Here is a 13,348-nt window from a genome sequence, read left to right as displayed (position 1 = left end):
CACCACCTTCTGCCGGCAGGCGCTGCAAGGCATGACGACAAGTGGGTCGGCTCAGTCGGCGAAGGTGATCCTCAATATCCTGTCGCCACAGAAAAAATCCAGTGCATAGACGGACGGTGTCGGCAGGAAGACAGGCTCTTCCAATGCCTTGCAGTCGGCACTGCTGCGCAAGTGCCAGCGAGCCGGGCTGATGATGTGATTGCCTTTTCCGGCTTGCGTCATGGAGGGCAGGGCGATGCTATATTCGCCTTGTCCTGACGCGATCAGCAAGGCGGGGCGGCCTTCTGCATATTTTGATACATCGCGTATGACGATAGGAAATTGTCGTGGCAGATAGCGGTGCTCTCCCAGGAATGAGTACGCGTTGAGCCTGCTTGTCGCGATTTGGCCGGTTTTGAAATCATGGTATTGCAGCTCGTGTACCGTATTGACAAAGGCAGCGGACTGCCGCTCTGATTGAAATGCACCGGTGACGGCGATGGCGATATCGAGTGCTGCGCGCGTGGGAGCGATCATATGCTGGTCGAAATGGCGCGTACGCTGGTTGAAAAAGCTGAGTTTCAGCAGGTGGTGCGCATCCCTGGCATACCAATGCAAGCCGGCAAAGTGGCCACCTAGCGCGGGATTGAGCAAAGGGCCGTTCAAAGTGTCCGAGAAAAAACCAAATTTGCTATTGTTCATGCGCTTGTCGCGCTGGAGTTGCCCATCCTCGAGCATAGCCAGTTGCATCACGTCAGAACAAAAAACGGATGTGCATGGCGTTTTCCGTTCCGCAAATAACAGCGGTATTTGTCCTGTATAAGTTTCCTCAAAATAAAACGGAAACAAGTGCAGTGTCGCATCCAGCTGCAGATGCGCGACGCGAAAGTCATTGTCGAGATAATACAAATTGCGGCTGATGGGGCCTCTGGCCGTCTCGCCAGGATGGGCCTGGCCCTGCAGGTCGATGGGGGAGTACACCCGGACCAACTGTTCGCCCTCGCTAGTCCACGCGGGTCGCATGACATTTCCCAGTCTCATCCAGCGAACTTGCGTAGGTGTGCTAAAACGCTCATCCTGAATCTTTTGATAGACTAGCAGGCGCATCTGCTCGTCAAGTATCAACAAATGGGCGGCTTGCGGATCGGGTGGTGATTCGGCCGGGCTGGCAGGCCGGTCTTCGGCGAGCAGGAGGATGTATTCGCTTTTGCCGTCGAAGTTGATATCGAGCTTGTTGTATTGTTGTACGTGGCAGTGTTCCAGCAAACCATTGATTCCAATACTAGTCGGTGCGGAAAACGCTAATTTTCCATTGTTCGATGTGGCCAAGGCAAGCCGGATTGCGCGTGGATTGACCGGATCGGGCCCCATGGCCAGGTAGCCGTGTGGCCTGCGGTCAAGGTCGGATTGCTCGACCCTGCGCAGCTGCATGCCTGCTTCCAGGCTACCGCTGATCGGGTAGCTTGTGATGTGCGGCCCGCCCATCGTCTTACCGACAGACCGGGTTAGCGTGGCGCCGATGTCGAATGGGGGCTGTGCGACGCCATTGATGCTGACTGTTACCGTGTAGGCGAGGTTGGACGGAATGGGACGGTCGGTACGCGCCGGGTCGGGTAGCTGCAAATGGATAGCGAAGCGTTTTTCCTGTTGTGTCGGCCAGTTACCGTTAAAGGATGCGCGGTCGATGGTGGCCGATGGTAGCACCATATCGGCGCCGGCGGGCCGGATAGTGATCGCGAAGCGCGCAGCAGGACTCGATTCCCAGACGTTTTTCAGTGCCAGCTCCAGTGCGACGGTCTTTGCGACGCCGTCCCAAGATATAGGCTTGACCTCCTTGTGCGCCGGTAGTATCAAGGCCCGCGCGGGCAACGCCAAGGCGGCAGCGATATCCAGCTGGCCGGATCGCAGCGGTATGCCACGCGGATCCAGGCTGTCGACGGCATGGCCGCTAGTGTTGAAGGGCCCTTCGATGATTCGGGTTTCAGGCAGCACGGGCCTGGCGCCCAGTACCAAGCGCGGATAAACGTCTGCCGCTGGAATGCCTCGCGACAGCAAAAGGGCTACGGCGCCGGCGACCATGGCTGCGGCCTGGGAGGTGCCCGACCTGTTGTCGTAGGCGTATCCCGGTTGCCGGATTGATCTGTGGCCAACTGGTATCGGCCCCGGTATCTCGACACCTGGCGCTGCGATATCTACGCCAGGGCCGATATTCGAAAAACTGGCGATGGCGCCATCGGGCCGGCTGGCGGCGACACAAATGACGCCGCTTAACTGACAGGGGACGGGCAGCGTGGTCGATGCATCATTTCCCGCCGCCGCGACGACCAGGACGCCACGGGCCTGCGCCTCGGCGATTGCCGCCGCGACCGGGTCGGTGACGGCGGTGCGTGGCCAGCCGAAGGGTAGCAGCATTAGTTGGACCGACCTGTCCGCAAGGCTGCGAATGGCAGCAGCCATGCGCTGAGACAATTCTTGAATGCTCACGGCATCCACGCCCATCCGCTCCGACACGGCATCAATAAGATGGGGTTTGACTGGTGCGTTGCTTGCACGCGGCAATACCTGCATGGGGATGATGACAATGTCTTGCGAGATCGATGCGACAATGCCGGCCAGATGCGTGCCGCTGCCATCGGTATCGCTGTAGCCAGCATTATCACCGGACGCGGACAGGTGCGGTGTGCTTGTGTCACTTCGGGCAAGCAGTTTGGCAAAGGCGGGATGAGTGGCATCCAGGCCTGTATCGAAGATTGCTATAGTGACGATCTTGCGCGCCGTCGCCGGCGTCGGCCCTGGCAGGCCGATATCCTGCCCGGCGACAGCTTGAATGCGGTAGCTCTGCATCTGATCCAGATCCACCGGGATCAGGCCCCCCTTGTTATGCAACGCCCACGATGCCGGCACGTCTGGGGAAGCTTGCACCGGCAGGGCCGCCATGCAAGCCAGGCAAGCGGATGTCATCAAGCGCCATGTCCACATACAGCCTCCTGCAGGTAGGAGCCTCCATCTTCTCGCATCATGCCAGCGTTTGATTGATATTTATCACACTCGGCGTTCATAGATAGCTGACCATGGATCAAGCCGGCAGCGCTTCCGCCGGAGCACCATGGTCCATCCACCAACGGGAGGTTTTCATCATGCGTCCAACCCATCAGCAATATGGCACCGCTACACTGCTGCTGTTCTCAATATTGTCGGCTGGTTGTAACACGGAACAGAAGACAGTCGAGCCAGTCGTCATCACGCCGCCAAAAACCGGCTTCCAGTGCCTGCCAGTGCCCAGCACCTGGATGGCCGCCGGCAGTATCTTTTCTGTCGATCAGGCCGGCACGTCGTTCCAGATCGGCATGGTGGACACCATCAAACCCAGCGGTCCGCATCCGGCGGGATTTCCACAATATACGGCCAGCACGAGCTTCAATGTTGGCCTGTTAATGTCGACGTTGGCAATCCTGACCAAGTCCACCGGATGGGATGCGCAAGTGAGCGCCAACGCCGCCAACAAGCTGTGGGTGAGCAGCAAATACGAGGCGCCCACGCTGATGATCGTCGAAGGACAGCCTGAAGCCGAGGCTATCAACTGGTTTTCCAATACCAAGCACTATCGTATTGAACCCGGCGTTCGATATTACCTGGTACGCGAGGCGCTGCGCGCCGACAATGCCGCTTACGAAATCAGGCGTGACGATCTCAGCAAGATTGGTGCCGAGGCATCGGTGCGCGATATGGTCAAAGGCAAACTGAGCTTCGGCGACAACCAGTCCAATACCGCCTATATGTTGAGCGCCAAGTTTCCCGAGCCCTTGAATGTCTGCGTCAAATCAAAGGAGTTACGCATCGCTTCATCCGGTGCCGGGGGTATCCAGCGCCTGGAACTCGTCGACGTCGACCAGCCGATTCTGATCACTAGTGTGGGCCGTTGATGAACATCTACGCGCGCTGCCTGTCGCTGGCGCTGGCTTGCGCGCTATGCTCATGCCGCTCGGTGGCGCCCGGGCTGTCCGACACGCACAGCATGCTGACGCGCATTGATGCCGTGGTGAGCAGGCTGGACGAGATCGAAGCTGCGCTCAGTGTTACTTTGCGCAAACGCACCGTTTTGCTGCGCGTGAACGCACTGGCCCAGCATGGCAAACCGATACTGCCGTCTCAGTTGCTGGCACAAATGCCCGCGGTAGACCACAGCGCGTTGGGCGCGGCGTTCTTTGCCTTGCTCGAAGAGGTCGCTTCAGGCAATGAAATCGCCCCAAGCTACGGCTGCAGCCGGTGGAGCGATAGCCAAGAGCAGAGCGTGGCGCGTGCATTTGGCGAGCGCCAGCGCGAGGCTGCCGCGTATCTGGATGCGGTTGTCCGTGTACAGATCACCGGCTGTGAGCCGACTGGCCTTGCCGTCAATACGACCAGTGCTTCGCTGCCTTCCGATAGCAACTCCAAGGCCCAGAAATCGGAGTCCGACAAGGCGGCTGACGCGGCAATGAATTTGCCTTTCCAGGTCACCGAGGGTGAAATGCATTTTGTCATGCTGGGCCAGGCTTTTCGCTTCGGCAATGTTGATGACGACAAGATCCCTCTAGCTGCTTACTTGCAACGGCAGGTACAGAGCAATGTGCAGGCAGTGCAACGATTGATTTTGCAGACGCGACCAGACGCGAGTCCGCTCACCGTTCTGTTCGACCGTAATGTCACGACTGCCTCTGTCGCGGCATCGATGCAGCGCGACCCCAGAGGCTGGTTCAATGCCGAGGCGCAGGCCAATGCACGTACGCTGTACATTTCTCCGACCGTGCCACGTGCCGCATTGGTTTTTTGTGCAGTCAGCCGGCACTATCGCTTGAGCTTGAATGAAAACCTGAAAAAAAACTTGAGGCCGGAATTGCTCAAAAGGGCGTCAACGACAGATGATGTCGCAGCGACGGTGGTGGCGGCGGAAAAATCCGCAGACAGGATGGCGCAATGCCTGGCCGATGAAATGTTCTTTTTATTGGCGCATGAGCTTTCCCATGGCATGTTGAAGATCGGTTCGGAGGCGATAGCCGATTGCTCGGCGCGCGCGCTTGGCGCTTCGGTGGGACGGGAGAATCTGGGCCTGTTTGCCAGCCTGATTTTTCCGGTAGCCAATAGCCAGGATTTTTATCGGCTATTGGGCTTGAGCGCGGCTGGGCGCGAAGCGCTGCTATGTCGCGAACGGTCGCTGCAACAAACAAAGGTCTCGTTGATGACGCCCTTTGCGACTTCATTTCTGGCCTGCCTGGCCATGCATGACCCCTGCCCGTGAACAGGAGGGATGCCGGTCGGCTTGCATCGAGCGGCATCTTCGTTGCTTGGTATTCGCCAGCGTTTACCTATCAAAACACCGCCTTGAACTGCACCCCATACGTGCGCGGTTCGTTGATGATGCCCGTCAGGTTGTCGAAATCGATTGCGCCCAGCGACTGGATCTGGTTGGTGATGTTGCGGCCGTACGCGGAGAGTTCGTATTTGTCCCATTTGTAGCCGACGCGCAAGCCGCCTTCCAGCAGTTCCTTGGCCTTGTATTCCTTCGCTTCATACAGGAAGAAGTTGTAGCTGGTGCGGTAGGCCCAGTCCGTGTAGGCGTAGAACTCGCCGTTGGCGAGGGGAATGCTGTATTTCAGGGTGAAGTTGGTTTGCCATTCCGGCGCGCGCGGCAACGGGTTGCCGTCGATGTAGGCCGTGCCTTTGAACGGGCCCTGCGGGTCGGTGACGGTGCAGCCGCTGGCTGGGTTGTTTTGCGCGTTGCCGCAGCTTTGCACGAACAGCTTCTTGTCCTGGATTTCCGTGTGGTTGTAGCTGCCGCCCAGGGTCATGCTGAGCGAGTCGCTGAGGTTCGCCTGGAAGTCCAGCTCCACACCGCGGCCCGTGGCCTTGTCGGCGTTGATCAGCTGGTTCATGTTGACGGCGCCGCTGCCGGCCGTCAGCTGCTTGTCCTTCACGCGGTACTGGAACACGGCCAGGCTCAGGCGCGCGCGCTTGTCGAACAGGTCTTGCTTGATGCCCGCCTCGACGGACAGCGCTTTCTCGGCGCCGGCAAACGAGGGGCGGTCGGCCAGGCCGTTCAGGCGGCCCTGCATCGACGGCGCGCGGTAGCCGGTGGCGATGCGCGCGTAGGCATTCGTTGCCGGCGTGAGCACATAGGTGCCGCTCAAGTCCCAGCTGACGTTGTGCGAGGTGTCGTGCAAGTCGAAGGGACCGGCCGTGGTCGCTTCCACGCGCTTGGCCGAGAAATCCTTCTTGTCGCTCGTGTAGCGCAGGCCGGCGCGCAGTTTCAGGGCGTCCGAGACCGTGTAGTTGAGCGAGCCGAACGCCGCGTACGACTTCGAGCTCTGGTTTTGCGTGGCGTAATTCGGGCTTTGTGGGTTGCCGGGCGCCAGGCTGTTGAAGCCGAAGCTGTCGATCTGGATGTCTTCCTTGAAGTAGAACAGGCCGCCTATCCATTGCAGCGGGCCGCGGGCAGACGATTCGGCGCGGAATTCCTGCGAAATCTGCTTGTGGTTGGGGATCGCGTCGGCCGTTTCCACGACGAAAGGAATGAAGCCGGGGCCCATCGGCGGCGCGTACACGGCGCCATAGCCGCCGTCGACGTCGGCGCGGCTGTAGAAATCGAGTTTTTCGTAGCCGGTGATCGAATGCAGGGTGACGCCGGGCAAGTCCCATTTCAGGCGCATGCTGCCGCCCTTGGTTTTCAGGTGCTGGCGGTTGATGCCGTCGGTGGGGTAGTTGTCATAATCAAAGCCGTCGACCAGGTCGTTGGTGCCCTGCTTCAGGATATTGGCGCGGAACAGGGTGGCCGTGCCGTCGAGATTGCGCGCATGCACGTTGAACAGGGCCGTGAAGTCGCGCGTGGGCTTGACCAGCACCTGCAGGCGGGCAGCGCTGTCTTCATAGCCTTCGAAGTCGCGCGTGCCGGTGGGGCGCGGGTTGTGCACGCGGTCGTCGCGGCGCTGCGTCTGGCCGGAAAAGCGCAGGGCGACCGTGTCGCTGACGGGCACGTTGTAGGCGCCTTCCAGGTTTTTCATGCCATCCTTGCCGAAACCGCCGCTCAGGTAGCCTTCCGTCTTGAAGACGGGCTTGGCGGAATCGAACTTGATCACGCCGGCCGGCGAGTTGCGGCCGAACAGGGTGCCTTGCGGGCCGCGCAGCACTTCGACCTGATCGACGTCAAACACGGGAAAACCTTTCAACATGGCGTTTTCCTGCACCACATCATCCATCACCAGGCCCACCGGCTGCGAGGCGTTCAGGTCGAAGTCGGTATTGCCCAGGCCGCGAATGTAGAAGCGGGGGAAGGTGCGGCCGTAATCCGATTCGACGGACACGCTGGGCGAGCGGCTGTTGAGGAAGCGGATGTCGGCGCCGCCGGCCGTCAGGGTGTCGAGCTTGTCGCCCTTCAGGGTGGCGATGGACATGGGTACGTCCTTGATGTTTTCCGCGCGCCGCTGGGCCGTTACGATCACCGTTTCCAGCTGGCCAGGGCCGGCCTGCGCCGCTGGTGCGGCCGGCGGCGGGACGCTGTCCTGCGCCAAATGCCTGCAGGGGAAAGGCGGCAGCGATTGCCACAGCTATCAGGGTGTGGCGTATGGTGCTGGCGTGTGTGCTGGCATGCGGTGTCATCATGAAACGGCTCCTGTCGGTCAAGGTTGTTCGAAAGGTCCAGGCAGGCGCAAGTCCGCTAGACGAAAAATCATGCTAGCACGGAAAGTTTTGGTATTCATGCCATTTTCCAGGCAAGACTATTTATATGCGTTTCGACTCAATACGTGAATAAAATCGTATTTGTCGTCAATATCGGGCGGGCGCATAGTGGAGTGCCGGCAGGCCTGCGCGGGCGCAAATGGAGCAGGACATGGTGATGGGGTTTCCTGCGGCCGCGCAAAAAACCCGCGTGCATTCTGTCGTAGTGCCGGGCTCGGAACGCAGGAAATACAACAGTTGCCGCGGATTTTTGCTGTGAGGGCTTGTTGTTGCAACGCGACAGGGGGAGACCCGCTGTGGCTCTCCCCCTGTGCGTGTGACGCGGGGCATGCGTGGCCGCATGCCCGATCTGTTCAATTAAAACTCTTCCCAGTCGCCGGCCGTCACGGCTTCCGCCTGCACCGCGCGCTGTTTCGCGGGCGCGGCCTGGCGCTTCACGGGGCTGCTGGCGGGTGCCGGTACCAGGCGCAGCGGTTTGTGGCTGGCGCGCACTGGCGCTGGGGCGGGTGCCGCGACCTGGCCGTCGTGCGTCTTGAAGATGCTCACGGTTTGCACCAGGTGGCTGGCCTGGTCGCGCAGCGATTCGGCCGCCGCCGCCGCTTCTTCCACCAGCGAGGCGTTTTGCTGCGTGACGCTGTCCATCTGCGCCACCGCCTGATTGATCTGCTCGATCCCGGTGGACTGTTCCTGGCTGGCCATCGTGATGTCAGCGATGATGTTGCTGACGCGGGCGACACTGGCGACCACTTCCGACATAGTCGTGCCCGCCTGTGCCGCCAGCCTGGCGCCCGCGTCGACGCGGCTGACGGAGTCGTCGATCAGGGTCTTGATTTCCTTGGCCGCGCTGGCGCTGCGCTGCGCCAGGCCGCGCACTTCGGTCGCCACGACGGCGAAGCCGCGGCCCTGTTCGCCGGCACGCGCCGCTTCCACGGCGGCATTCAGGGCCAGGATGTTGGTCTGGAAGGCGATGCCGTCGATGACGCTGATGATGTCGACAATCTTGCGCGACGATTCGCTGATCAGGTCCATGGTGCCCATCACTTGCCCCACCACGGCGCCGCCCTTGCTGGCGACGTCCGATGCGGTCGTGGCCAGCAGATTGGCTTCGCGGGCATTTTCCGCATTCTTGCGCACGGTGCTGGTGAGTTCTTCCATCGAGGAAGCGGTTTCTTCCAGTGAACTGGCTTGTTGTTCCGTGCGCAGCGACAGGTCGCTGTTGCCGGTAGAAATTTCCGCGGCGGCAAGGGCAACCGTGTCGGAATCCTGGCGCACGGACGAGACTACCGAGGTCAGCGACACTTGCATGCGCTGCAGGGCCGACAGCACGCTGGCCGTATCGTTTGGCGCAACGATAAGCTTGCCTGTCAGGTCCCCAGCGGCCAGCAGGCTGACGGCGTCGCACAGCTGCTTCGGTTCGGCGCCCAGCGCCTTGAGCAGGCTGCGCGTGATGAGCCAGCCCGCCAGGGCCGCCAGCACGATGGAGAGCAAGCTGGCGCCGATGAGGATATTTCTGTTGAGAATGTATTCTTCGTTATCTTGCTGCAGGATGAGGGCGGAACGCTGGTCCGTCAGGGCGAAATACTCATCGCTGGCGGCAACGAGGGCGGCCAGCAACGGACGGCATTCCTCGTTCATCTTGGCAATGGCTTGTTCGTTTTTCTTTTGCAGCGCCAGGTCCACGATGGCCAGTGCCACGGGGGCATAGCGTTTTTCGATGCCGTCGATCTTGTTGATGACGCCGCGCACATCGTCCGATACCTGGGGCTGCTGTGCCAGCTGCAGCAGATGCTGCATGTTCTTGACGACATCGGCGTGGGCCTGCAAGACGTGTTTGCGTTCGATCTCCAGGTCTTCCGGCTTGGTGACGAGCACGAGGTTCCTGGCCGCCACGGCACGCATGTCGATCGCGTCACGCACGCGGTGCGCCGTATTGGCGCGGGCGGTGATGCCGTTGACATACTGGTCAAAACTGGCGTTGAAGTTGGAAAGGTTCCGTACGGACAGGATCGATATGCCGATGAGGAAAAAGACCAGCAGGCCGAAAGCCAGAGTGAGCTGGGTGCGAACGGTGAATTTATCCATGATGTCTCTCCCAAGATACGTGTTGACGATTAGAAAGGGGGCTTGCGTGGGCAGGTGGCAAGCGGGCCGTACCTACGCAGTGCTTCTCTATCCAGAACACGGATTCGTGGTGTGAGGATCGTTTTACTTAAAAATCGATTTCAATAATTTATTTGTTTTATTTATTAAAATCATTGTGACACAGAAAATTCATTAAATCAACGAGATTTTGCGTGCCAAAAAACAACTTTTCGGCATGGATGGATGCTGCTCCGGGCGCTGCTTGAGCGGCCCGGAAAGCGTCTGGAGGGGGATCAGCCGGGAACAGGCGTGCCCTGGTGGAAAAGCATTTGCCAGCGGCCGTCGCGCCATTTCCACAGCGAACTGCGCAAGCTGGCGCTGGCGGGCAGGGCGCCGCAGGCGTGCCGCAGCGAGCGGTAGGTAACCAGCGCAACATCGTCGGCCAGCAAGCGGGCTTGAAAATCGTGGATGCTGCGTGGGCAAAAGTCTTCTGCTGGCAAGTCCGCCAGGGTTGCCGCACGCGTCCAGAGATTGCCCGAGCTGCCGAATTCGACGAACTCGTCGGCCAGCAGGGCCGCCAGCCTGGCGCTGTCGGCGCGCACCGCCTGGCTTTGCAGCGCCGCTTCCAGCGCCTGCAGGTGCGCTGCCAGGCTGTCCTGCGTATTATCCTGCGCGTTGGCCATTGCCGAGGTCATCAGATGGGAAACGCGCCCGCGCCCGATACATTCAGGCAGGCGACCTTGTCGCTGGAAAAATACTTGATTTGTCCTAGGCCGATGGCGTAGCAGCCGTCGCTGAGCGGGGAAATCGGGCCGGTAAGTTTTTCACCGCTGATCAAGGTCACCACCCAGGGCGTGGTGGCCGGTTTGCCTGCGTGGGCCAGTGCGTGTTGTACCAGGTCTGACATGGAGCCTCCGATGGAAATCAAAGCCTGATGATAGCAGTGGCGCGCAGCCTTGGGCGCTGCCGTGATGGCCGGCCGCCATTGTTAATTTGCATAATGGCAATAAAGTGATATAGTTGACAAGCAATCCGGGCGAAGCAACCTGGCCAGCAATGTTTATTGATCCTTTTCTGCCGTGCCGCGTTGGTTCCGCCGGACGCCGCGCGCAGTCCTTTTGAAAGCCGTACCATGTCCAGCCAGTATCACGACGCATCGCCCCGCTTTTCCATGCCTCCGCCGCCGGTCACCCAGACGCCGCTGGAATTCATGCCCACGCACGACCTGTCCTTCTGGGACAGCGACGTGTCGCCAGGCTGCACGGTGTCGCTCGATGCCGCCATGTCGTTCAAGGACGGTTATCCGTCCCTGCGCGTGGATTTGCCGGCAGGGTTGCCTGCCGGTACGGTCGTGCGCGTGGGCACCTCGGGCGCCGAGGGCAAAGGCCAGCCGCGCATTCCCTTCGGCTGGGACTTGCGGCGCTTTTCCTTTGCCTTGCGCTCGACCAATGCCGCCATCATGCAGATCGGCGGCATGATTTACCTGGGCGATAGCGAATGGAGTAATTACTGGTATGGCGCCCTGAATGCCTTGCATTACGGCGGCTCGGCCGGCGCGGACACGGTGATGTTCATCGACAACGAGTGGTGGGTGCCCAAGCTGGACGCGCCGCTTGATTGCGAAGGCGTGCCGACGGCAGCGACCCTGTCGCGCGGCAAATTTACGGTGCAGCTGTCGGCAGCCACCACGCAGCCGGAAACGATCTGGCTGGGCATGTTTGCGGCATTGCCGAAGCGTAAAATGCCCACCGTGATCCTGTCCTTTGACGACGGCTTCGCTTCCTGGGATACGTATCTGATGGAGCGGCTGAAGTACTATGGCTTGCCCGCCTCGTTTGCTATCGTCACGTCCCTGCTGGATACGCCCGATTACATGTCGGCAGAACGCATGAAGCTGCGCTTCGACGACCCGTCGCGCCTGTTCGACTTCATCCTGCACCAGAGCGTGCACGACAATGTTGTGGTGCAGGGTTCCGCCAACTATGTGACGGCGCTGCAGGTGGGCCGCGACCAGATGCGCACGGTCGGCATCGGCGGCGATGGGCCATCGCACCATGCCTGGGTCGAATCGCTGTGGACCGATACGGCCATTGATGCCATGCGCGCCGCCGGCTTCCTGTCGGCCCGCGCCGCCGGCTATACGGCGGAGAGCGGCTTTGACCAGGTATTTTTCACCGGCAAGGACAAGGCCGCTTTCATCCTGAACACGGCTGCCGTGAGCCTGACGAACGACGTCACCTTTGCGCAAGTGCAAGCGGCCATCGAGGCGGCGGCGGCCGACGGCAGCTTTGTGTTTGTCAACGGCCACGATATCGTCAGGACGCCCGAGTCGACGTATCAGACTTCGTATGCCGTTATCGATGAGTTGCTGGCCTGGCTGGCGGGGCAGGTGGCGGCCGGCGCGCTGCAAGTGGTGTCGCATAGCCGCTGGTTTGCCGATACGACGGGCAGGGTGACGGACCGGCGCTGATCGCCCCGGGAGCAAGGCCTGCCCCGCGCCTTACGCGTCGGCCAGCAAGTTCTTGGGCAGGGCGACCGATACCAGCTTCCAGCGCCACAGGCCGTCGCGCGCCAGGGTCAGCTCGCCGATGTGGCTTTTGCTGTGGGCGCGCTGCACCACGACGCTGTTCCACGAGGTGTAGCGCAGTTTATAGTCGGGCTTGGTATTGCGCTTGCGGCCGCTGATGTCGCTGACCTTGGCGATGGGCTTTTCGTAGCGGTCATTGAGCTTCATCAAGGCGACGATGCCTTCGGGCATCAGCATGGTATCGAGCAAAGGGTCGATGACGTCGGGGCTGATGTCGTCGGCCACTTCCGGCGCCGAGAACAGGGTGTGCAGTTGCTGCCCCAGGCTGCCGCGCAGCTGGGCCAGGTCGATCTGCGCAGCCAGCGCCTGCGTATCCTCGTCCATGGTGGCCGCGCGGATCTTGTTCATGGTGAAATACGGGCTGCCATAGAAGACGCCGGCCAGCGCGACCAGTGCCACTACAGCGAGAAGCATCATTCTTTTCATCTGCAATCTCTCGGATGCCTGGCGACCCGGTGCGCCTGAAGTGTTGGCATTCTACATAATATTTCCCAAAATCAACATAGCGGTTTAGGTAAGTGTTGTTTTAGATCAAGTTTCTTTAAAGTAATTCCGGCGGCAAGATAATGTCCGTCAGTTTCCAGTCCCAGATGCCATGCCGGCGCAGCAAAAACTGGCTGGCGGCGGGGCCGGCGCCGCTGCGCCGCAGCACCACTTCATTCCACGAACGGTACGCCATGCCGAAGTCGTGGCGCTTGCCGTCCGCTCCCTGCTTGCCGTGCAGGATCAGCACCGTGATGCCGGGCGGCGAGACGATGGTGTCGAGCATTTCCTTGAAATCATCGTCATTGGCCGTTTCGCCGCCCGCGCGCAGCTGGCGCGCCACGCTGGCGCGGATGGCGGGCAGGTCGGCCTGCTGCGCCAGGTTTTCCAGGCGCACGGATTTCGCCGCGATGCTGATGCGGTACATGGCGATGTAGGGGCTGACCCAGGTGAAGCCGATGGCGGCGACGCTAAAAATGATCGCGGTGGCGTACTTTCTTTTCATGG

General features: G+C 60.5%; 10 protein-coding genes. 3 read left to right on the top strand and 7 right to left on the bottom strand.

The annotated features are described in order from the left end of the window. Positions 1-51: 51 nt before the first annotated feature. Positions 52-2,958: a S8 family peptidase gene (locus tag ACQVLG_RS26680; RefSeq protein WP_474291788.1), complete on the bottom strand. Its 2,907-nt coding sequence runs from the start codon at positions 2,956-2,958 to the stop codon at positions 52-54. Between the two features lie 92 nt (positions 2,959-3,050). On the opposite strand from ACQVLG_RS26680, the gene ACQVLG_RS26675 reads away from it, so the two are divergent. Continuing rightward, positions 3,051-3,902, top strand: coding sequence for a hypothetical protein (locus ACQVLG_RS26675; RefSeq protein WP_474291787.1), 852 nt, complete (start codon positions 3,051-3,053; stop codon positions 3,900-3,902). Then, entirely contained in the window at positions 3,899-5,254 is a 1,356-nt protein-coding gene (locus tag ACQVLG_RS26670; RefSeq protein WP_474291786.1) for a hypothetical protein, read from the top strand. The genes ACQVLG_RS26675 and ACQVLG_RS26670 overlap by 4 nt, the downstream gene beginning before the upstream one ends. A 70-nt stretch (positions 5,255-5,324) precedes the next feature. Here ACQVLG_RS26670 and ACQVLG_RS26665 read toward each other — a convergent pair whose 3' ends face one another. The 4 genes from ACQVLG_RS26665 to ACQVLG_RS26650 all read right to left on the bottom strand — a co-directional run bounded on the left by ACQVLG_RS26665 (position 5,325) and on the right by ACQVLG_RS26650 (position 10,678). Then, positions 5,325-7,520, bottom strand: a complete 2,196-nt coding sequence (locus ACQVLG_RS26665) for a TonB-dependent receptor (RefSeq protein ID WP_474291785.1) — start codon at positions 7,518-7,520, stop codon at positions 5,325-5,327. Between the two features lie 526 nt (positions 7,521-8,046). After that, positions 8,047-9,771: a methyl-accepting chemotaxis protein gene (locus ACQVLG_RS26660; protein ID WP_474291784.1), complete on the bottom strand. Its 1,725-nt coding sequence runs from the start codon at positions 9,769-9,771 to the stop codon at positions 8,047-8,049. Between the two features lie 293 nt (positions 9,772-10,064). Continuing rightward, the gene (locus tag ACQVLG_RS26655; protein ID WP_474291783.1) at positions 10,065-10,454 is read right to left on the bottom strand and encodes a nuclear transport factor 2 family protein; all 390 of its coding nucleotides are present in this window, start codon (positions 10,452-10,454) and stop codon (positions 10,065-10,067) included. 11 nt (positions 10,455-10,465) lie between these two features. After that, entirely contained in the window at positions 10,466-10,678 is a 213-nt protein-coding gene (locus ACQVLG_RS26650; RefSeq protein WP_010399127.1) for a hypothetical protein, read from the bottom strand. 225 nt (positions 10,679-10,903) lie between these two features. Between ACQVLG_RS26650 and ACQVLG_RS26645 the strand changes: the two genes are divergently transcribed. Continuing rightward, positions 10,904-12,241 (top strand): polysaccharide deacetylase family protein, encoded by a 1,338-nt coding sequence (locus tag ACQVLG_RS26645; RefSeq protein WP_474291782.1) that lies wholly within the window; start codon positions 10,904-10,906, stop codon positions 12,239-12,241. 30 nt (positions 12,242-12,271) lie between these two features. Here ACQVLG_RS26645 and ACQVLG_RS26640 read toward each other — a convergent pair whose 3' ends face one another. Together ACQVLG_RS26640 and ACQVLG_RS26635 are read right to left on the bottom strand one after the other, a co-directional pair. After that, positions 12,272-12,784, bottom strand: coding sequence for a DUF2939 domain-containing protein (locus tag ACQVLG_RS26640; protein WP_474291780.1), 513 nt, complete (start codon positions 12,782-12,784; stop codon positions 12,272-12,274). Between the two features lie 115 nt (positions 12,785-12,899). Beyond that, the gene (locus tag ACQVLG_RS26635) at positions 12,900-13,346 is read right to left on the bottom strand and encodes a DUF2939 domain-containing protein (RefSeq protein WP_474291779.1); all 447 of its coding nucleotides are present in this window, start codon (positions 13,344-13,346) and stop codon (positions 12,900-12,902) included. Positions 13,347-13,348 lie beyond the last annotated feature (2 nt).

It is taken from the genome of Janthinobacterium sp. TPC_1 (assembly GCF_056037845.1).
This window is presented reverse-complemented; position numbering and strand designations above follow the sequence as displayed.